Source organism: Neorhizobium tunisiense (genome assembly GCF_039631515.1).
In the GTDB taxonomy this organism is placed as follows: domain Bacteria; phylum Pseudomonadota; class Alphaproteobacteria; order Rhizobiales; family Rhizobiaceae; genus Neorhizobium.
Genome location: NZ_JBDIUU010000001.1, coordinates 1,653,554 through 1,672,265, shown reverse-complemented (window position 1 = coordinate 1,672,265; position 18,712 = coordinate 1,653,554). Strand labels below are relative to the sequence as shown.

Below are 18,712 nucleotides of genomic sequence, written 5' to 3'. Positions count from 1 at the left end.
ATGAATATGATGTCAGAATCGGCAGTAGAAAAGGCGCTGGACCAAAAGATGAGCGATGCTCCCCACAAGATGATCGGTAAGGACGTTTCGGTGTATTACGGCGAAAAGCGTGCGCTTTTCGACGTGAACCTCAACGTCCGCGAAAACACTGTGACGGCTCTCATCGGTCCTTCCGGCTGCGGCAAGTCCACCTTCCTGCGCTGCCTCAACCGCATGAACGACACGATCGAGAATTGCCGCGTCACCGGCAAGATCACCCTCGATGCGGACGATATCTACGACCAGAACATCGACGTCGTGGAACTTCGCGCCCGTGTCGGCATGGTTTTCCAGAAACCGAACCCGTTCCCGAAGACCATCTACGAGAACGTCTCCTACGGTCCGCGCATCCACGGCCTGTCCAAGAGCAAGGCCGATATGGACCAGATCGTCGAGGCGAGCCTGCAGCGCGCTGGCCTCTGGGGCGAAGTCAAGGATCGCCTGCACGAATCCGGCACCGGCCTCTCCGGCGGTCAGCAGCAGCGTCTGTGCATCGCCCGTGCGATCGCCGTGTCGCCGGAAGTCATCCTGATGGACGAACCCTGCTCGGCTCTCGACCCGATCGCGACCGCCAAGGTTGAAGAACTCATCCATGAACTGCGTGCCAACTACACGATCGTCATCGTGACGCACTCGATGCAGCAGGCTGCCCGCGTGTCGCAGCGCACCGCCATGTTCCATCTCGGCCAACTCGTCGAGGAGAACGACACCGACAAGATGTTCACCAATCCCGACGATCAGCGCACCCAGGATTACATCATGGGCCGTTTCGGCTGATCCAGCCGATTGTGCCGCCTGAAAATCAATTTTGAGGACTAGAAGATGGCATCGACCCATATCCTGTCGGCATATGACGACGAACTGAAATACCTGAGCCGCCGCATCTCCGAAATGGGTGGCCTCGCCGAGCAGATGTGCTCGGACGCCGTGCGTGCGCTGGTCAATTCCGACGCCGCACTCGCGCAGAAGGTCATCTCCGACGACGTGATCCTCGATCACGCCGAGCGCGAGATCGGCGACAAGGCGATCATCACGATCGCCCGCCGCCAGCCGGTTGCGGCCGACCTTCGCGAGATTGTCGGTTCGTTGCGCATCGCCTCCGATCTGGAGCGCGTCGGCGACCTTGGCAAGAACACCGCCAAGCGCGTTATCGCGGTTCAGGGCACAGGCGTTCCGCGCAAGCTCGCCCGCGGTCTGGAACATCTCTCCGATCTCGCCCTCGTGCAGCTCAAGGACGTCCTCGACGTCTACGCGACACGTTCGGCGGAGAAGGCCGAGGCGATCCGCATCCGCGACGAGGAAATCGACGCGATGTACACCTCGCTGTTCCGCGAACTCCTCACCTACATGATGGAGGATCCGCGCAACATCACCACCTGCACGCACCTGCTGTTCTGCGCCAAGAACATCGAGCGTATCGGCGACCACGCCACCAACATCGCCGAGACCATCTACTACATGACGACCGGCGCCCAGCCGGAGGGCGATCGCCCGAAGGACGACTCGTCGAACACACTCGGCGCGATCACCGAATAAATGATGGAATGCTGACGGAGCAGAGCTGAAATGCTGCCTAAAATCGCTGTGGTGGAGGATGAAGAAGCACTCAGCGTGCTTCTTCGCTACAATCTCGAAGCGGAAGGTTATGAGGTCGAGACGATCCTGCGGGGGGATGAAGCCGAAATCCGGCTTCAGGAGCGTACGCCGGATCTTCTGATACTCGACTGGATGCTACCCGGCGTTTCCGGCATCGAACTCTGCCGCCGTCTGCGCACGCGTTCGGAAACGGAACGCCTGCCGATCATCATGCTGACGGCCCGCGGCGAGGAGAGCGAACGTGTTCGCGGCCTCGCCACCGGCGCTGACGACTATGTGGTAAAACCCTTCTCGACCCCGGAGCTGATGGCCCGCGTCAAGGCGATGCTGCGCCGCGCCCGTCCCGAAGTGCTCTCCAGCGTGCTCCGTTGCGGCGATATCGAACTCGATCGGGAAACCCATCGCGTTCACCGCAAGAGCCGTGAAGTGCGCCTCGGCCCGACCGAATTCCGCCTTCTGGAATTCCTGATGGCCTCGCCCGGCCGTGTGTTCTCACGGTCGCAGCTTCTGGATGGCGTCTGGGGCCACGACATCTATGTCGATGAGCGTACCGTAGACGTGCATGTCGGGCGCCTGAGAAAAGCGCTCAACTTCTCCAACATGCAGGATGTCATCCGCACCGTCCGCGGCGCGGGTTACTCGATGGAATCTTAACGAGCCGACTCAAGCCGCCTCGGTCTGCCGCTGCCATTCCGGCAGCGGAAAGATCCGGTCATAGGCCCAGTTGAAGACGAAGGCATAGACCACGTAGAAGACCGCGAAAGACACATCCATCATCAGAGCATGGAGGATGCTGACGCCGAGATACCAGGCGATCAGCGGCAAAAGCGCGATCAGCAGACCAAGTTCGAACAACACCGCATGCGCCACGCGTATCGCGGTGCTTTTCTGTGTGGTGCCGGTGAAGCGCTGCATCAGATGGTCGAAGCCGAGATTGTAAAGATAGTTCCAGCCGGTGGCGATCGTCGCGCTGCCGATGCCGACCACGCCGATATCGGCAGCCGGCATGCCGAAGGCGATAGCGCCGAGCGGCGTGATGAGAGCGAGCCCGATCAGTTCGAAGCTGATGGCATGGCGGATACGGTCGCGTGTCGAGCGCATGATGACCTCCTGGGTTCTGTTCCGGGTCGTCCCGGAGTTTCTGCCCGAATGGGGGAGGTCGTCCTCGCTGTTTTGGAAATAGGCGCAATGCCGCCCGGCAGCAAGGCTTGGGCCTGGCATATCTGCCATGCAGCAACAAAAAAGCGGACCTCAAGCCCGCTTCCGATCTAGCCCTCGTGTCGCCTTGCCGCTCAGACCCGAGCAGCAACCTTGCGCCGCTCGTTGACCGGCTGGTAGGCGAGCTTTGCGTGATAGCTGCAATAGGGCGAAGCATCCGGGGATTCGCAGCCGCAGAAGTGGAAGTCGTCCTTGAGCGGATCGCCGACCGGCCATTTGCAGGTGCGCTCGGTGAGTTCGGTCAATGCAAGGCGACGGGAGATCGGCACCACCACGTTGGAGGCGGGACGATATTCCATCTCCTGATAGGGCTCGATTTCGACCTCTTCCTTGACCATCGTCGCACCAACGGCGCGGGTAACGGTCCGGGTCGCGACGCGCGATGCATAGTTCGGGGCTCGCGGCGCCGACGTCGTGCGCTTGGCCGCAGATGAACGGCCCGTCGCTACCGTGCCGCCGGCTTTCGCCCGACCCGGCAGGCTCAGACGATGCACCTTGCCGATCACGGCATTTCGGCTTACGCCTCCAAGTTGCGCTGCGATCTGGCTGGCGCTGAGGCCCTCCGACCATAATCTTTTGAGCTTCTCGACACGCTCGTCTGTCCAGTTCATGCCCGTTCTCCGCCTTTGAACGTTGCTGGCATGCAGAATCCTTCCACCTTTGCTGCGAAATTCATTTCGCAGCACCCACTATATCTATGCTTGAGGTGACTAGTTCCGCCGCATGCAGTCTAGTAATTGATCTTTAACCTAGTGTGAGGCTGACTCCGTGGCAAGAGTCGGGAGAATCTGCGGGAATCGATTTCGTGGTTTTCCCCAACTTGCTGTCCGGGAGAGTCATTTTTGTCACATTGGCCGGCGCCTTTCGCCTTCCGGCCCGGATCCGCCCAAAACGCCGAGCTTTGTTGACATTGATGGCCTAAACCCCGATAGTGCCCCCGCCGCCCAGTGGGCGGCATTTTTGGTTTTTTCGGCCCGTTCCATGGGCCTTTTTGGACTGCCTAGAGGAGTGATGTCGCCATGGCTGAAGCCGCGCTTTTCGACACGTTTGCCCGGGCTCCGCTGCGTTTCGAGCGCGGCGAGGGCGTATGGCTTGTGACGGAAAGTGGGGAGCGATATCTCGATTTCGGTTCCGGCGTCGCGGTCAATTCGCTCGGCCACGGACATCCGCATCTCGTTGGTGCGCTGAAGGCGCAGGCCGACAAGGTGTGGCACACGTCCAACCTCTTCGAGCAGCCCGGCCAGGAGAAGCTGGCGCGTCGTCTCGCCGACAACTCTTTCGCGGACAAGGTGTTCTTCACCAATTCCGGCGCCGAGGCCCTGGAATGTGCCATCAAGACGGCGCGCCGCTATCAGTTCGTGAAGGGGCATCCGGAGCGCTTCCATATCATTACCTTCGAAGGTGCCTTCCACGGCCGTACGCTGGCGACCATCGCTGCCGGCGGCCAGGCGAAATATCTCGAAGGCTTCGGCCCGAAGGTCGAAGGCTTCGATCAGGTGCCGTTCGGCGACATCGACGCCCTGAAGGCCGCGATCACCGATGCGACCGCGGCTATTCTGATCGAGCCGATCCAGGGAGAGGGAGGCGTCCGGCCGGTTCCGAAGGAATTCCTCCAGGCGTTGCGCCAGGTCTGTGACGACAACGGTCTGCTGCTGATCTTCGACGAAGTCCAGACCGGCGTCGGCCGTTCCGGCAGGCTGTTCGCCTATGAATGGGCGGGCGTGACGCCCGACATCATGGCGCTTGCCAAGGGCATCGGTGGCGGCTTCCCGCTCGGCGCCTGCCTTGCCACGGCGGAAGCCGCCTCCGGCATGACCGCCGGCACCCATGGCACGACTTACGGCGGCAATCCGCTGGCCACGGCGGTCGGCAACGCCGTACTCGACGTGATCCTCGGCGACGGCTTCCTGGAAAACGTCCGGGATGTCGCCTTGGTCTTGCGCCAGGGGCTCGCGAGCCTGAAGGACCGCTTCCCCGATGTCATCGAGGACATTCGTGGTGAAGGCCTGCTGCTCGGCGTGAAGGCGAAGGTGCCCGCGGGTGATCTGGTTGCCGCCATACGCGGCGAACACATGCTGGCCATTCCGGCCGGCGACAACGTGGTGCGTCTCCTGCCACCGCTCACAGTCACAGCGGAGGAAGCCCGCGAGGGGCTTGCCCGCATCGAGAGGGCGGCGGAAAAGCTTTCCGCTTCCCAGATGAAGAAATCGGCCTGAGCGGGCAAAAGCGGGACGCCGTCGTAGGTTTCCCGCTTCACAGGGAACATCAAATGGCATCTCCCAAGCATTTTCTCGATCTTTCCGCTGTTTCCGCGGCTGATCTCAGGGCCATCCTCGAGGACGCGAAGGCCCGCAAGCAGGCGACCAAGGCCGGCACGGCGGAAAAGCCGCTCGCCGGCAAGATGCTGGCGATGATCTTCGAAAAGCCCTCCACGCGCACCCGCGTCTCCTTCGATGTCGGCATGCGCCAACTCGGCGGCGAAACGCTGTTTCTGTCGGGTACCGAAATGCAGCTCGGCCGCGCCGAGACGATCGGCGATACGGCCAAGGTCCTGTCGCGTTATGTCGATGCGATCATGATCCGTACCACGGATCACGCCCGCATGCTGGAACTCGCCGAACACGCGACCGTGCCGGTCATCAACGCCCTGACCGACGACACGCATCCATGCCAGATCATGGCCGATATCATGACCTTCGAGGAACATCGCGGACCGGTCGCGGGCAAGACGATCGCCTGGACCGGCGACGGCAACAACGTGCTGCATTCCTTCGTCGAAGGTGCCGCCCGTTTCGGCTATCGCATGAACATGGCGGTGCCGATGGGCTCGGAACCCGCTGACAAGTTCCTCAACTGGGCGCGCAACAACGGCGGCAACATCATGCTTTGCCATGATGCCGAAAAGGCGGTTGCCGGCGCCGATTGCATCGTCACCGACACGTGGGTGTCGATGAACCAGGAGCACAAGGCGCGCGGCCACAACGTCTTCCAGCCGTTCCAGGTCAATGCCGACCTGATGAAGCGTGCCGACAAGGATGCATTGTTCATGCACTGCCTGCCGGCTCACCGCGGCGAGGAAGTCACCGACGAGGTGATCGACGGTCCGCAGTCGGTCGTCTTCGACGAGGCTGAAAACCGCCTGCACGCGCAGAAGTCCATTCTCGCCTGGTGCTTCGGCGCCGTCTGAGTTCAGCGTCCCGGACGGGGCGGAAGCGGAGGGCGGCGGCGATAGAACCTTGATTTCCGCCCCGCAATCCCCCATCTGTCGGCTTTCAACAATACGCCGTCTTCTGGACTGGCGTTTCAACACACATCGTCGACGTCTTTTCCTCCGGCCAGCGGTTCCGCTCGGGCTGGCGCTTGTGTAAAGGTTTTTGGGTCGGCGCGAAGGAGCGAAGTCATGGCGGAAGCGACTGTGGAACTCAACGAACTCGACTTTGCCGGCGACGACCGGGTCGTTCCCTTCCAGGTGGAGGGGCTCGACGTGCGCGGCCGTGCGGTCCAGCTCGGGCCGCTGCTCAACTCCATCCTCAGCCGTCACGAATATCCCGGCCCGGTCGCGCGGCTGCTTGCCGAGGCGATCGTGCTGACGGCCCTGCTCGGCACCTCGCTGAAATTCGATGGCAAGTTCACGGTGCAGACCAAGGGCGACGGCCCGGTCGATCTGCTGGTCGCGGATTTCTCGACGCCCGACAGTCTTCGTGCCTATGCCCGTTATGACGAGGAAGCGCTGGCTGAAGCGATCAAGGAAGGCCGAACCTCACCGCCCGACCTTTTGGGACGCGGCGTTCTTGCCTTCACCATCGACCAGGGCCGCGGCATGCAGCCGTATCAAGGCATCGTGCCGATGGACGGCTCATCACTCGAGGAGATCGCCGGCGTCTATTTCCGTCAGTCGGAGCAGATCCCGACCAAGGTCCGTCTGGGCGTCGCCGAACTGTTCGACCGCGATGCCGATGGCAAGCCGCGTCACAATTGGCGGGCAGGCGGGCTTGTCGCGCAGTTCCTGCCGCAGGCGCCCGAGCGCATGCGGCAGCCGGACCTGCATGGCGGCGACGGCGATGAGCGCGACTTCGAATTTGCCCATGACGATTCCTGGGCCGAAGCCCGCACGCTGGTGGAAACCATCGATACCGATGAGCTGACAGACCCGCGGGTCGCAATCGAACGGCTGCTGTTTCGTCTGTTCCATGAGCGCGGCGTGCGGGTCTATGCGCCGCACCCGGTGTTCGACCGCTGCAGCTGCTCGCGCGACAAGATCAAGGGCGTTCTCTCAGGGTTCTCCGCCGAGGAGATCGAGGCGAGCGAGGAAGACGGCGAGATCGCCGTCACCTGCGAGTTCTGTTCGACCACCTATCGCTACAAGGTGGACGAATTCGCTGCAGCCTGATTGTCGAACGGCGGGAGTTTCTTCCCGCCGTTTTCACTTCAAGGCATCTTGCATTCGAAGTTCGTGCCATCCTTCAGATCGCCGCTGCCGGAATATCTGGCCGATTGAGGATAAGGGCAAAGCGGCCGCGTCATCACCGGCTTGCCTTCCTTGATTTGGCTCGCCCGGATCATCTCGGGTGCCTTGCCGTTTTCCACCCAGTCCATCAGTGGCGTGAAGGCGTCGAAGACATCCGTGCCGTAACCCGCGGTGCAGTGGAACATGCCGGGCACCATGAACAGGCGGTAGAACTCCGCAGTCCGCTCGGCGCCCATCTGTTTGCGGACGGTCTCGTAGTAGTTGACGCCCATCATCGGGTTGAGCGCCGGATCGGACCAGCCGAAATAGGTGATCATCCGCCCGCCACGTTTTTGGAATTCGCTGAGATCCGGGTTGGTGGCGTCGACGATCTCGCGGATCGCGCCTATCTTCGGATATTCGCTATCGAAGTCGAATGTCTTCCAGTCGATCGCTTTTCCGGAGGCGGGCAGCATCGCCATGTTCTTGACGAAGGTCTCGCCATAGGCCAGCTGCCGGCTCGGCCCCTGGTCGGATACCATCCACATGTCCCAGCCGCTCACTCCGGTCGGATCGATACCCTCTGTGCCGTACTGCACCCCGGGGAAAATCGTTTCCCCCTTGATCTTCACCCCGCCGGCGAGAGTCCTTAGCGTCTCCACCTGCGCCGGCGTAAAGCAGTCGGAACCTCCCGCCTCGCAGATCTTCAGGTCCTTGGCCGGATCGAAATTGCATTGGCGAGGATCGGCGATCATGCCGTCCTTGGCACTGTCGATGGCGTCGCACTTGTCCATCACCGCCTTGGCGAGCACCGGAAGCTGAGCCCGGCTGATCGGCGCCTTGAGCAGAGCCCGCGCATTCCAGACGCCCCAGATCTGCGTATTGGTGAGATCGAGAACCGGAGCCCCGGCGAGAATGCCGTCGAAATCGCCCGGATAACGCTGTGCCGCCATCAGGCCCTGGCGTCCGCCGGTCGAGCAGCCATCCCAGTAGGAGAAGGAGGGGTGCCGGTCGTAATAGCGCGCGGCAATCGCCTTGGCCGTATCGACCGTCACATGCACCGCGCGTGAGCCGTAGTCGATCAGCAGGCCGAGATCTTCCGCGAAGTCTCCAAGCTTGTAGGTCACCGCGTCATGGCCGGTATTCTGCTGGACGGTGAGAAAACCTTTCGAAAGCGCCGCATTGCGGGTCGCTATCCTGGAGGGCGCGGCGAGGTCCTCGCCGGCATAGCCGCCATTGCCGAACATGTAGAGCCGCCGGTTCCAGTTGTCCGGCAGGGTGATTTCGAAGCGAACCTGCGGGCGGATATAGCCGGTGACCTGGCAATGGCCCGGCACGTTCCCGACGCCTGCCACATGCTTGGCCTTCAGCGTCGTGACGTCCGCAAATGACTGGCTGTTCAGCATGCCGCAGGCGATCTGCGGCGAGACGGTGGCGGATGCGAAATCCGACCTGTCCTTCTGGTCGATGAAACTGCTTTTGTTTTGTGCGTGTGCCGGAGCGAAGGTCGCAAGCGCCAGCAAGGCGCAGGCCACCAGCAGAATGGGTCTTGTTGTCAAGTTCTCCTCCCAAAGACCGTTTGACGACGACAGGATGCCGCAGGAGGGAGGGGGCAACAAATAGAAAAACCGACGCAACCCATAAGCTGAAGGTCGTCGTCGGTGGCGCGGTCTAGTTGAGAACGCGCATCAGGCCGGGCGAATCCAGCGAAAAGGCCGGGATCGTCACCTCGAAGGTCTCGCCTTCATCTGTCTGCATGTCGTAGTGGCCGAACATCAGCCCCGATGGTGTGTCGAGCGGACAGCCCGAGGAATATTCATAACTGTCGCCCGGCTTCAGCCGCGGCTGCTCGCCCACGACCCCCGGCCCGTCCACCTCGTCGACAATGCCGTTCTGGTCGGTAATATGCCAGTAGCGATGCACGAGCTGCACGGTAAGCGTCGAATGATTCTCGATGACGATGCGATATCCCCAGACATAGCGGCTCTCTTCCGGATTGGATTGCTCCTCCAGATAGTAGGGTTCGACGGCGACATCGATATCTCTTGTCCGGGCGCGATACATGCGACACCTCAACAATTCTCACTGCTTCGATATTGTACAGAGGGACCGCAACGTCAAGAATTCTCGCGGTTTGAACAACCGAGTGTGAGGATTTGTTGAAGTTAAGGATAACCGGGATGGTGAATTTCCGATGCCATACACCACCCCGGCCACTATCTCGAAAAGCGAACGCTTACATGCCCGCCTTGGAAAGCGCCTGAGCAAAATCCTCGATCAGGTCGTCGGTGTCCTCGATACCGGCCGACAGGCGCACGGTGCCGGGCGAGATGCCGAGTTCGGCACGGGCCTCGTCGGTCAGGTTCTTGTGCGTCGTCGTCGCCGGATGAGTGATCAGGCTCTTGGCGTCGCCGAGATTGTTGGAGATCCGCACGATTTCGAGCGCGTTCTGAAGCCTGAAGGCCGCGTCCTTGCCGCCCTTCAGCTCAAAGCAGACCAGCGTCGAACCCGCCTTCATCTGCCGGGCGACGATATCGGCCTGCGGATGGTCCTTGCGGCCCGGATAGATGACCTTCGCGACCTGTTTCTGGTCGGCGAGGAAGTCGGCGATCTTCGAGGCGCTTTCCGTCTGCTGCTTGACGCGCAGTGGCAGGGTCTCGATGCCTTTCAGCAGCGTCCAGGCGTTGAACGGCGACATCGCCGGGCCGGTATGGCGGAAATAGTCGTGCAGGTTCTCGTCGATCCATTCCTTGTCGGACAGCACGACACCACCAAGGCAACGGCCCTGGCCGTCGATATGCTTAGTCGCCGAATAGACGACGATATGCGCACCGAGTTCCAGCGGCTTCTGGAAGAGCGGGGTCGCAAACACGTTGTCGACGACGACCTTGGCGCCGACCTGGTTGGCGAGCCTGGCGACGCCGGCGATATCGACCACTTCGAGCGTCGGGTTGGTCGGGCTTTCCAGGAAGAACACCTTGGTCTTCGGGGTGATCGCCTTTTCCCAGTTTTCCAGGAAGCGGCCATCGACCAGCGTGCATTCGATGCCGTATTTCGGAGCGAGCGTCTCGACTACCCAGCGGCAGGAGCCGAACAGGGCGCGGGCCGCGACGATGTGGTCGCCGGCCTTCAGCTGGCAGAGGATCGCGGCGGTGACGGCAGCCATGCCCGAGGCGGTGGCGCGGGCGTCTTCGGCGCCTTCCAGCATGCACATGCGCTTTTCGAACATGTCATTGGTCGGGCTGCCGTAGCGGGCGTAGATGAAACCGTCGGTCTCGCCCTTGAAACGGGCTTCGGCCGCTTCCGAGGTGTCATAGACAAAACCCTGGGTGAGGAAGATCGCTTCCGAGGTTTCGCCATATTGCGAACGCAACGTGCCGCCGTGTACGAGCTGGGTTGCCGGGCGCCATTTGTTAGTCATGCGTGTTCCCCATTCAGAACAAAAAAACCGGTCGCATAAGCAGACCGGTTTCGCACCCGGTCTTTTTAGCCACTTATTTAACGTGGCTGCAAGCCGACCGGCCAAATCACCACGGGATAAGAGTGGCATAGCGCCACGCCCCGCTTGCGTCAATGGCTCGCATTTGGTTTTGTCGCCTCGAAAACTTTAAGAGAGACATGATGGCTCGCGAAACAGGAATTTTGGCGGACCGCGCAATCGCGGCGCTTTTCGACAGTGGACGGCTGATCTCCGAGCGCGAGCTCGATCTGGACCAGATCCAGCCTGCAAGCCTCGACCTGCGCCTGGGCGCCAAGGCTTTTCGCGTCCGCGCGAGCTTCATGCCGGGCCCGACGAGCCTCGTCTCCGACAAGCTCGATCGCCTCAAACTGCACGTGATCGACCTCTCGGAAGCCGCCGTGCTCGAAACCGGCTGCGTCTACATCGTGCCGCTGATGGAACGGCTCGACCTGCCGGCCAATATGTCCGCTTCCGCCAATCCGAAGAGCTCCACCGGCCGGCTCGACATTTTTACCCGCGTCATCACCGATTATGCCCAGGAATTCGACAAGATCCCCGCCGGGTACTCCGGGCCTCTCTATCTTGAAATCTCGCCGCGTACTTTCCCGATCGTGGTGCGCCGCGGTTCGCGCCTGTCGCAGATCCGTTTTCGCGTCGGCAACGCGCTGCTTGGCGAGCCGGACCTCCTGCAGCTCCACAACGGCGAAACCCTCGTTGCATCCGCCAAGCCGAATGTCTCCGGCGGCGGCATCGCTTTGTCCATCGATCTTTCCGGCGACAGCGCCGGCCTGATCGGCTATCGCGGCAAGCACCACACGGCCGTAGTCGATGTGGACAAAAAGGCCCAGCACGACATCTTCGATTTCTGGGAACCGCTTTACAGCCGCGGCCGCAACGAACTGATCCTTGATCCCGACGAGTTCTACATCCTCGTATCGCGCGAGGCGGTGCACGTGCCGCCGCTCTATGCGGCCGAGATGACGCCCTTCGATCCGCTGGTCGGCGAATTCCGCGTCCATTATGCCGGCTTCTTCGATCCGGGCTTCGGCCACGAGGCCGCGGGCGGGCGCGGCAGCCGCGCGGTGCTCGAAGTGCGCAGCCACGAAGTACCCTTCATCCTCGAAGACGGCCAGATCGTCGGCCGCCTCGTCTACGAACACATGCTGGAAAGACCCGAAGGCATGTACGGCGCAGGTCTCGGTTCCAACTACCAGGCCCAGGGACTGAAGCTGTCGAAGCATTTTCGCGCCTGACGCCACCTGCGGCTTGACAGGCGAAGCCGTCTGTTGGAAATCTGCGAGCCGACGCGGGTGTAGCTCAATGGTAGAGCAGCAGCTTCCCAAGCTGAATACGAGGGTTCGATTCCCTTCACCCGCTCCAGCTATCCCGTCTGCCTGAACGCGACAGTCATCGCCTCCATCATTTGATGATGGAGCGTGGGGTTAGGGAACTGCCCATATTATGGTAAGCTGCCGCACAGAGTTCCGATAACTAGAACCAGCATGCACCACGAGCCGCCATCGCAGTCGCGATGATAGGGAGGCACCGTCCATGGCTGAGGGCATAGACACGCTTTTCGCAGAGGCGGCACGCCTGGCCGCCGGCTTCCGCCAGGCCGAGCCTCGGCTCCACCGCCCGCAATTGCAGTACAAGGAATGCCTGGCGACGCTCGCCGAAGATCTCCAGGAGGAAACTCTCGCAATGGAGGAGGTCCTCCTGCATCTCGTGGAAAAGGCAGAGCCGGGGCTGCACCGAACGACGGGGCCGAGTTTCTTCGGCTGGGTAATCGGCGGCTCGCATCCGATGGGCGTGGCGGCAGACTTCCTCACCAGCGCCTGGGGGCAGAATGCAGGTAATCACACCGCGTCCCCTGCCGCCGCGTCTTTCGAGAAGGTGGCAGCCACATGGCTCCTGGACGTTCTCGGCCTGCCTGCGCAATCTTCCGTGGGCTTTGTGACAGGGGCGACTGTAGCCAACTTCAGCTGTCTGGCCGCGGCAAGAGGCGAGGTGCTTCGCCGGGCCGGCTGGAACGTCGATGCGGACGGGCTATTCGGCGCACCGCCGATCACCGTCATCATGGGTGACGATGCCCACACGACGGTTTTCTCAGCCTTGCAGTTCCTTGGACTTGGGCATGACCGCGTCGTCAGGATAGTCACAGACCGGCAGGGGCGTATTGTTGCCCGGCATTTCGAGGAAGCGGTCGACAAAGCGGCTGGTCCAATGATCGCCATCCTTCAGGCCGGACAGATCAACACGGGAGCTTTCGATCCTTTCGCTGAGCTCATCCCGATCGCCAGGAGCAGGGATGCCTGGATACATGTGGATGGTGCATTTGGCCTATGGGCCAAAGCTTCTCCTTCGACCCGGCATCTTTGTCCTGGAGTGGAGTTGGCGGATAGCTGGGCCACCGACGGCCACAAGTGGCTTCAGACCCCCTATGACAGCGGTTATGCGATTGTAAGGGACGAGGTCGCTCACCGGCACGCCATGACGATCGCTGCCAGCTACCTCCCCATCGCGGCGGAAGGGGAGCGGGATCCGTCACACTACGTGCCGGAGCTTTCAAGACGAGCACGCGGTTTTGCGACCTGGGCAATGATGAAGCATCTCGGCCGAAACGGCATCGCCCGTCTCGTCGAAGGTTGCTGCTCCTCGGCGCGGATCATTGCCGAACATCTGTCGCGCGAACCAGGGATCGAGATCCTGAACGACGTCGACCTGAATCAGGTGATCTGCCGCTTCGGCTCGGATCTCTCGACCACCGATGCCGACGAGGTGACGAGAAGAACCATTGCGCGGTTGCAGCGCGAGGGAACGATCTTCGTGACTGGAGCCAAGTGGAGAGGGATCGATGTTATGCGCATCTCCGTCAGCAACTACCGCACTGACGCGAACACGGCCATGCTGGCCGCGGAGACGGTATCGGCAGCGTTCCGGAAGGAACGGTTGGCCAGCTGAGTTGCGGCAGGCAGTCTATTCGGGCTCAAGAGGCGCCGGCGACAGAGACCTTGCAGTCGGTGGCCGCCGGGCGCGATGAGCGCCCGGCGAGCCGGCTTCACTTCTTGGCGTCAGCCCAGCTCTTTACGAGCTCGTCATAGTTGACGGTGACGGGCTTTTCCTTCTCGTTGGCGACCTTGAGCTGGGGAGCGAGGTTGCCCTTGGCGACCGCGTCCTTGTTCCAGTATGCAAGATCGTGTTCCTCGGCGAGCTTCGGACCCATGTCGCCCTGGACTTTGGCGCGTTCCAGGCGCTGCAGGACCTTTTCCTGCTCTGAGCAAAGCGAGTCCATCGCCGCCTGGGCGGTCTTGGCGCCCGAGGACGCATCGCCGATCGCCTGCCACCAGAGCTGCGCCAGCTTCGGATAGTCAGGCACGTTCGTGCCGGTCGGCGACCACTGGACGCGGGCCGGGGAACGATAGAACTCGATCAGGCCGCCGAGCTTCGGTGCGCGGTCCGTGAAGCTCTTGTGCCGGATGGTGCTTTCGCGGATCAAGGTCAGGCCGACATGGCTCTTCTTGACGTCCACCGTCTTCGAGGTGACGAACTGGGCATAGAGCCAGGCCGCCTTGGCGCGGTTGGTGGGCGTCGATTTCATCAGCGTCCAGGAGCCGACGTCCTGATAGCCGAGCTTCATGCCGTCCTTCCAATAGACGCCATGCGGAGACGGCGCGAAACGCCATTTCGGCGTACCGTCCTGGTTCATGACGGGCAGGCCGGGCTTCACCATGTCGGCGGTGAAGGCCGTGTACATGAACATCTGCTGGGCGATCTCGCCCTGGGCCGGCACGGGTCCGGATTCCGAGAAGGTCATGCCCTGGGCGGCGGCCGGCGCATAGGCCTTCATCCAGTCGAGGTATTTCTGGATCGAGTAGACGGCTGCCGGGCCGTTGGTGTCCCCGCCGCGCGCGACGCAGGAGCCGACCGGCTGCGACTTTTCGTTGACCTTGATGCCCCATTCGTCGACCGGCAGGCCGTTCGGAAGGCCCTTGTCGCCGTTGCCGGCCATGGACAGCCACGCGTCGGTGAAGCGCCAGCCGAGCGAAGGATCCTTCTTGCCATAGTCCATGTGACCATAGACCTTCTTGCCGCCCACGTCGCGACCGGTGAAGAATTCGGCAATATCCTCATAGGCCGACCAGTTGACGGGCACGCCGAGCTCGTAGCCATACTTGGCCTTGAAGTCGGCCTTGTTCTTCGCGTCGTTGAACCAGTCGTAGCGGAACCAGTAGAGGTTGGCGAACTGCTGGTCCGGCAGCTGGTAGAGCTTCTTGTCCGGTGCGGTCGTGAACTTCAGGCCGATGAAGTCCTGGAGATCGAGGCCGGGGTTGGTGACGTCCTTGCCTTCGCCCGCCATCCAGTCGGTGAGCGAGCGTGCCTGCTGGTAACGCCAATGCGTGCCAATCAGGTCGGAATCGTTGACGTAACCGTCATAGATGTTCTCGCCGGATTGCATCTGGGTCTGCAGTTTTTCAACCACGTCGCCTTCGCCGATCAGGTCATGGCTGACCTTGATGCCGGTGATTGCGGTGAAGGCCGGAGCCAGCACCTTCGATTCGTATTCATGCGTGGTGATCGTTTCGGAGACGACCTTGATATCCAGGCCGGCAAGCGGCTTTGCCGCATCGATGAACCATTGCATCTCCTTTTCCTGCTCGGCGCGGGAAAGCGTCGAGAGTTCGCCGACTTCCTTGTCGAGGAATTGCTTTGCCTCATCCATACCGGCATAGGCGGAGCCGGTCAGAGCCAGCAGCACCGCTGCCGTCGTTGTCATAAGATGCCGTCGCATTTTATCCTCCCAGAGTTTTGCGATTGCAATTTCGTACCGGGTGGCGGTCCTCCCGCCACCTTTTCAGCTTGCCTTTCAGACGAAGCGGAAGACGCCGATCGCGTAGACCACTGCCAGGGCAAGAGCCCACCACAGGTTGGGGCCGATAAGCCCCAGCCATGCGAGATGAATGAATGCCGCGCCGAGCAGCGAGATGAAGAGCCGGTCCCCCCGTGTCGTCTCGAAACGCAGGATGCCGACCCTGGGCGAACCGCCCGGCGCAAAATATTCCCAGATGCTCATGCCGATGAGCAGAGCGAGGATCGTCAGAAAGAACAGGGCCGTCGGCAGTGTCCAGGCCATCCATGAAAAGTCCATGTGTGGTTCCTCCTTGTCAGACCCGGCCGAGGGCAAAGCCCTTGGCAATGTAGTTTCGGACGAAATAGATCACGAGCGCGCCAGGCACGATGGTCAGTACACCTGCGGCTGCCAAGACGCCCCAGTCCATGCCCGACGCCGAAACGGTGCGCGTCATGATGGCGGAAATGGGCTTGGCGGCCGTCGTTGTCAGCGTGCGGGCGAGCAGAAGCTCGACCCAGGAAAACATGAAGCAGAAGAAGGCCGCGACCCCGATGCCCGAGGCGATCAGCGGCATGAAGATCTTCACGAAGAACCGCGGGAACGAATAGCCGTCGATATAGGCGGTCTCGTCGATTTCCTTCGGCACGCCCGACATGAAGCCCTCCAGGATCCACACCGCAAGCGGCACGTTGAACAGGCAGTGGGCGAGGGCGACCGCGATATGCGTGTCGATGAGACCGAAGGCGGAATAGAGCTGGAAGAAGGGCAGGGCGAAGACGGCGGGTGGCGCCATCCGGTTGGTCAGCAGCCAGAAGAACAGATGTTTGTCGCCGAGGAACCGATAGCGCGAAAAGGCATAGGCAGCAGGCAATGCCGCCAGCACCGAGATCAAGGTGTTCAGCACCACATAGATGATGGAATTGATGTAGCCGTTGTACCAGGAAGGGTCCGTGAAGATCACCATGTAGTTCCTGATCGTTGGGTTCTGCGGCCAGAGCGAGAACGCACCGGTGATCTCGGAATTTTCCTTGAAGCTCATGTTGACGAGCCAGTAGATCGGCAGGAGCAGGAAGATGATGTAGATCGTCGAGACCAGCCAGGAGAAATTGCCTGCAGGCTTGTATTTGATTGTCTTCGCCATGGTTTTCCTCCCCCCTTCAATTGTCTGCATCGCTGCTGGTCATCACGGTGTAGAAGATCCATGACAGCAGCAGGATGATCAGGAAGTAGACGATCGACATGGCGGCGGCCGGACCGAGGTCGAACTGGCCGACGGCCGTCTTGACGAGATCGATCGACAGGAAGGTCGTGGAGTTTCCAGGCCCCCCGCCCGTGACCACGAAAGGCTCGGTATAGATCATGAAACTGTCCATGAAACGCAGCAGCACTGCGATCAGCAGCACCCGCTTCATCTTCGGCAGCTGGATGTAGCGGAACACCGACCACCGCGAAGCGCCATCGATCTTGGCCGCCTGATAATAGGCATCCGGAATGGAGACGAGACCGGCATAGCACAAGAGCACGACGAGGCTCGTCCAGTGCCAGACATCCATGACGACGACGGTAATCCAGGCATCCAGCGGATCGCGCACATAGTTGTAGTCGATGCCGAGTGCCGCCAGCGTGTGTCCGAGGAGGCCGATATCGACCCGCCCGAAGACCTGCCAGATTGTGCCGACGACATTCCACGGGATGAGAAGCGGAAGGGCCATCAGCACCAGGCAGACAGGCACGCCCAGGCCCTTCTTCGGCATGTTCAGCGCGATGAAGATGCCGAGTGGAATCTCGAGCGCAAGGATGATGAAGGAGAAAAGCAGATTGCGCTGCAGGGCTTCCCAGAAACGGGCGGAATGCAGGATATCGTCGAACCAGTCGGTGCCGGCCCAGAAGAACGCGTTGTTGCCGAACGTATCCTGGACCGAATAGTTCACCACGGTCATCAACGGAATGGCCGCCGAGAAGGCGACGAGCAGGAGCACGGGAAGCACCAGAAACCAGGCCTTGTTGTTCCACGTCTTTTCCATGGTTCAGGCCTCCCTGCCGACGCGCCACGAATTGGCATAGATATTCAGCGCGCCGGGATCGAACGTGACGCGGGGGTCCGCCGGGAATTCGATATCCTCGGAAGCGACGATCGCGATTGACTGCCCCGCAAGGTTGGCGCGAACGATCTTCCGCCGGCCGATATCCTCGACACGCGTCACCGTCACCGGCATGCCTTCGCGGCCGATGCGGATGAATTCCGGGCGAATGCCGAGCTCGACCCTGTCTCCGGCGGCAATCTTTGGTGCATGGTCGAGGGCGATCGTTTCGCTCCCGAGCGTGATCGTGCTGCCATGGACCTCGGCGGGCATCACGTTCATGCCGGGAGAGCCGATAAAATAACCGACGAATGTATGGCTCGGCCTTTCGAAGAGTTCGGCCGGCGTTCCGATCTGAACGATCTGCCCGTCATACATGACGACCACCTTGTCGGCGAAGGTGAGCGCCTCCGTCTGGTCATGGGTCACATAAACCATGGTGAAGCCGAATTGCTTGTGGAAGCGCTTCAGCTGGGAGCGCAGCACCCATTTCATATGCGGATCGATGACCGTCAGAGGTTCATCGAACAGGATAGCGTTGACGTCGTTGCGGACGAGACCTCGCCCGAGCGAGATCTTCTGCTTCTGGTCGGCCGTCAGCCGCTGGGCCTTGCGGTTCGACCAGTCGGAGAGGTCGATGATGTCAAGCATCTCGCGGACGCGACGATCGACATCCGGTTCGGCGATGCCTCTGTTGCGCAGGGGGAATGCCAGGTTGTCGTAAACCGTCATCGTGTCGTAGATGACCGGGAACTGGAAAACCTGGGCAATGTTGCGTTCCTGCGTGGAAAGATTGGTGACGTCGTTTCCATCGAAGAGGATACGTCCGTGGGACGGCTGCAGCAGGCCGGAAATGATATTCAAGAGGGTGGTCTTGCCGCAGCCGGAGGGGCCGAGCAGGGCATAGGCGCCGCCATCGGCCCATTCGTGGTCCACCTCACGCAGCGCATAGGCCGCGTCGGATTTCGGGTTGGGACCGTAGGCGTGGCGGATGTGATCGAGCGTGATGCGTGCCATGTTCG

18 protein-coding genes, 1 tRNA gene and 1 riboswitch are annotated in these 18,712 nt (G+C 61.3%); of the genes, 9 read left to right on the top strand and 10 right to left on the bottom strand.

What is annotated here, in order from left to right; translation table 11 throughout:
- Genes pstB through phoB form a run of 3 tightly spaced genes read left to right on the top strand, consistent with a single transcriptional unit; the run spans position 1 to position 2,289 of the window.
- Entirely contained in the window at positions 1–816 is an 816-nt protein-coding gene (gene pstB, locus ABCW43_RS08750) for a phosphate ABC transporter ATP-binding protein PstB (RefSeq protein ID WP_345923097.1), read from the top strand.
- Positions 817–861: 45 nt separating this feature from the next.
- On the top strand, positions 862–1,575 hold the full coding sequence (gene phoU, locus ABCW43_RS08745) for a phosphate signaling complex protein PhoU (RefSeq protein WP_007764324.1): 714 nt from the start codon (positions 862–864) through the stop codon (positions 1,573–1,575).
- Between the two features lie 30 nt (positions 1,576–1,605).
- Positions 1,606–2,289, top strand: a complete 684-nt coding sequence (gene phoB / locus ABCW43_RS08740) for a phosphate regulon transcriptional regulator PhoB (RefSeq protein ID WP_345923094.1) — start codon at positions 1,606–1,608, stop codon at positions 2,287–2,289.
- A 9-nt stretch (positions 2,290–2,298) separates the two neighbouring features.
- Here the strand turns inward: phoB and ABCW43_RS08735 are convergent, their stop codons facing one another.
- Together ABCW43_RS08735 and ABCW43_RS08730 are read right to left on the bottom strand one after the other, a co-directional pair.
- Positions 2,299–2,736, bottom strand: coding sequence for a PACE efflux transporter (locus ABCW43_RS08735; protein WP_345923092.1), 438 nt, complete (start codon positions 2,734–2,736; stop codon positions 2,299–2,301).
- Between the two features lie 191 nt (positions 2,737–2,927).
- The gene (locus ABCW43_RS08730) at positions 2,928–3,464 is read right to left on the bottom strand and encodes a GcrA family cell cycle regulator (RefSeq protein WP_345923090.1); all 537 of its coding nucleotides are present in this window, start codon (positions 3,462–3,464) and stop codon (positions 2,928–2,930) included.
- A 408-nt stretch (positions 3,465–3,872) separates the two neighbouring features.
- On the opposite strand from ABCW43_RS08730, the gene ABCW43_RS08725 reads away from it, so the two are divergent.
- The 3 genes from ABCW43_RS08725 to ABCW43_RS08715 all read left to right on the top strand — a co-directional run bounded on the left by ABCW43_RS08725 (position 3,873) and on the right by ABCW43_RS08715 (position 7,243).
- Positions 3,873–5,069 carry an aspartate aminotransferase family protein gene (locus ABCW43_RS08725; protein WP_345923088.1) on the top strand — a complete coding sequence of 399 codons (1,197 nt, stop codon included), beginning with the start codon at positions 3,873–3,875 and terminating at the stop codon, positions 5,067–5,069.
- A gap of 53 nt (positions 5,070–5,122) precedes the next feature.
- Positions 5,123–6,040: an ornithine carbamoyltransferase gene (gene argF, locus ABCW43_RS08720; protein WP_345923086.1), complete on the top strand. Its 918-nt coding sequence runs from the start codon at positions 5,123–5,125 to the stop codon at positions 6,038–6,040.
- Between the two features lie 213 nt (positions 6,041–6,253).
- Positions 6,254–7,243, top strand: coding sequence for an Hsp33 family molecular chaperone (locus ABCW43_RS08715; protein WP_345923084.1), 990 nt, complete (start codon positions 6,254–6,256; stop codon positions 7,241–7,243).
- Positions 7,244–7,281: 38 nt separating this feature from the next.
- Here the strand turns inward: ABCW43_RS08715 and ABCW43_RS08710 are convergent, their stop codons facing one another.
- The 3 genes from ABCW43_RS08710 to ABCW43_RS08700 all read right to left on the bottom strand — a co-directional run bounded on the left by ABCW43_RS08710 (position 7,282) and on the right by ABCW43_RS08700 (position 10,721).
- On the bottom strand, positions 7,282–8,859 hold the full coding sequence (locus ABCW43_RS08710; RefSeq protein ID WP_345923082.1) for a tannase/feruloyl esterase family alpha/beta hydrolase: 1,578 nt from the start codon (positions 8,857–8,859) through the stop codon (positions 7,282–7,284).
- 112 nt (positions 8,860–8,971) lie between these two features.
- Positions 8,972–9,364 carry a Co2+/Mg2+ efflux facilitator ApaG/CorD gene (apaG, locus tag ABCW43_RS08705; RefSeq protein ID WP_046603197.1) on the bottom strand — a complete coding sequence of 131 codons (393 nt, stop codon included), beginning with the start codon at positions 9,362–9,364 and terminating at the stop codon, positions 8,972–8,974.
- Positions 9,365–9,536: 172 nt separating this feature from the next.
- The gene (locus tag ABCW43_RS08700) at positions 9,537–10,721 is read right to left on the bottom strand and encodes an O-succinylhomoserine sulfhydrylase (protein WP_345923077.1); all 1,185 of its coding nucleotides are present in this window, start codon (positions 10,719–10,721) and stop codon (positions 9,537–9,539) included.
- A gap of 44 nt (positions 10,722–10,765) precedes the next feature.
- Positions 10,766–10,844, bottom strand: a riboswitch (SAM riboswitch).
- Between the two features lie 74 nt (positions 10,845–10,918).
- Between ABCW43_RS08700 and ABCW43_RS08695 the strand changes: the two genes are divergently transcribed.
- From ABCW43_RS08695 to ABCW43_RS08685, 3 genes are all read left to right on the top strand, one after another.
- Positions 10,919–12,013: a 2'-deoxycytidine 5'-triphosphate deaminase gene (locus tag ABCW43_RS08695; RefSeq protein WP_345923075.1), complete on the top strand. Its 1,095-nt coding sequence runs from the start codon at positions 10,919–10,921 to the stop codon at positions 12,011–12,013.
- Between the two features lie 53 nt (positions 12,014–12,066).
- Positions 12,067–12,140: transfer RNA gene (locus tag ABCW43_RS08690), tRNA-Gly, on the top strand.
- Positions 12,141–12,311: 171 nt separating this feature from the next.
- Positions 12,312–13,721: a pyridoxal phosphate-dependent decarboxylase family protein gene (locus ABCW43_RS08685; protein WP_345923073.1), complete on the top strand. Its 1,410-nt coding sequence runs from the start codon at positions 12,312–12,314 to the stop codon at positions 13,719–13,721.
- Positions 13,722–13,818: 97 nt separating this feature from the next.
- Here the strand turns inward: ABCW43_RS08685 and ABCW43_RS08680 are convergent, their stop codons facing one another.
- From ABCW43_RS08680 to ABCW43_RS08660, 5 genes are all read right to left on the bottom strand, one after another.
- Entirely contained in the window at positions 13,819–15,549 is a 1,731-nt protein-coding gene (locus ABCW43_RS08680; protein WP_345923071.1) for an ABC transporter substrate-binding protein, read from the bottom strand.
- A 75-nt stretch (positions 15,550–15,624) separates the two neighbouring features.
- Complete coding sequence (locus ABCW43_RS08675; RefSeq protein ID WP_345923069.1) at positions 15,625–15,906, bottom strand: DUF2160 domain-containing protein; 282 nt, start codon at positions 15,904–15,906, stop codon at positions 15,625–15,627.
- Positions 15,907–15,922: 16 nt separating this feature from the next.
- Complete coding sequence (locus tag ABCW43_RS08670; protein ID WP_345923067.1) at positions 15,923–16,750, bottom strand: carbohydrate ABC transporter permease; 828 nt, start codon at positions 16,748–16,750, stop codon at positions 15,923–15,925.
- A gap of 16 nt (positions 16,751–16,766) precedes the next feature.
- Positions 16,767–17,633 carry a carbohydrate ABC transporter permease gene (locus tag ABCW43_RS08665; protein WP_046628119.1) on the bottom strand — a complete coding sequence of 289 codons (867 nt, stop codon included), beginning with the start codon at positions 17,631–17,633 and terminating at the stop codon, positions 16,767–16,769.
- Between the two features lie 3 nt (positions 17,634–17,636).
- Positions 17,637–18,707, bottom strand: coding sequence for an ABC transporter ATP-binding protein (locus ABCW43_RS08660; RefSeq protein ID WP_345923063.1), 1,071 nt, complete (start codon positions 18,705–18,707; stop codon positions 17,637–17,639).
- Positions 18,708–18,712: the final 5 nt, after the last annotated feature.

Coding starts and splice junctions, on each gene's coding strand:
- pstB (WP_345923097.1), top strand. CDS start 1: ATGAATATGATGTCAGAATCGGCAGTAGAAAAGGCGCTGGACCAAAAG.
- phoU (WP_007764324.1), top strand. CDS start 862: ATGGCATCGACCCATATCCTGTCGGCATATGACGACGAACTGAAATAC.
- phoB (WP_345923094.1), top strand. CDS start 1,606: ATGCTGCCTAAAATCGCTGTGGTGGAGGATGAAGAAGCACTCAGCGTG.
- ABCW43_RS08735 (WP_345923092.1), bottom strand. CDS start 2,736: ATGCGCTCGACACGCGACCGTATCCGCCATGCCATCAGCTTCGAACTG.
- ABCW43_RS08730 (WP_345923090.1), bottom strand. CDS start 3,464: ATGAACTGGACAGACGAGCGTGTCGAGAAGCTCAAAAGATTATGGTCG.
- ABCW43_RS08725 (WP_345923088.1), top strand. CDS start 3,873: ATGGCTGAAGCCGCGCTTTTCGACACGTTTGCCCGGGCTCCGCTGCGT.
- argF (WP_345923086.1), top strand. CDS start 5,123: ATGGCATCTCCCAAGCATTTTCTCGATCTTTCCGCTGTTTCCGCGGCT.
- ABCW43_RS08715 (WP_345923084.1), top strand. CDS start 6,254: ATGGCGGAAGCGACTGTGGAACTCAACGAACTCGACTTTGCCGGCGAC.
- apaG (WP_046603197.1), bottom strand. CDS start 9,364: ATGTATCGCGCCCGGACAAGAGATATCGATGTCGCCGTCGAACCCTAC.
- ABCW43_RS08700 (WP_345923077.1), bottom strand. CDS start 10,721: ATGACTAACAAATGGCGCCCGGCAACCCAGCTCGTACACGGCGGCACG.
- ABCW43_RS08695 (WP_345923075.1), top strand. CDS start 10,919: ATGATGGCTCGCGAAACAGGAATTTTGGCGGACCGCGCAATCGCGGCG.
- ABCW43_RS08685 (WP_345923073.1), top strand. CDS start 12,312: ATGGCTGAGGGCATAGACACGCTTTTCGCAGAGGCGGCACGCCTGGCC.
- ABCW43_RS08680 (WP_345923071.1), bottom strand. CDS start 15,549: ATGCGACGGCATCTTATGACAACGACGGCAGCGGTGCTGCTGGCTCTG.
- ABCW43_RS08675 (WP_345923069.1), bottom strand. CDS start 15,906: ATGGACTTTTCATGGATGGCCTGGACACTGCCGACGGCCCTGTTCTTT.
- ABCW43_RS08670 (WP_345923067.1), bottom strand. CDS start 16,750: ATGGCGAAGACAATCAAATACAAGCCTGCAGGCAATTTCTCCTGGCTG.
- ABCW43_RS08665 (WP_046628119.1), bottom strand. CDS start 17,633: ATGGAAAAGACGTGGAACAACAAGGCCTGGTTTCTGGTGCTTCCCGTG.
- ABCW43_RS08660 (WP_345923063.1), bottom strand. CDS start 18,707: ATGGCACGCATCACGCTCGATCACATCCGCCACGCCTACGGTCCCAAC.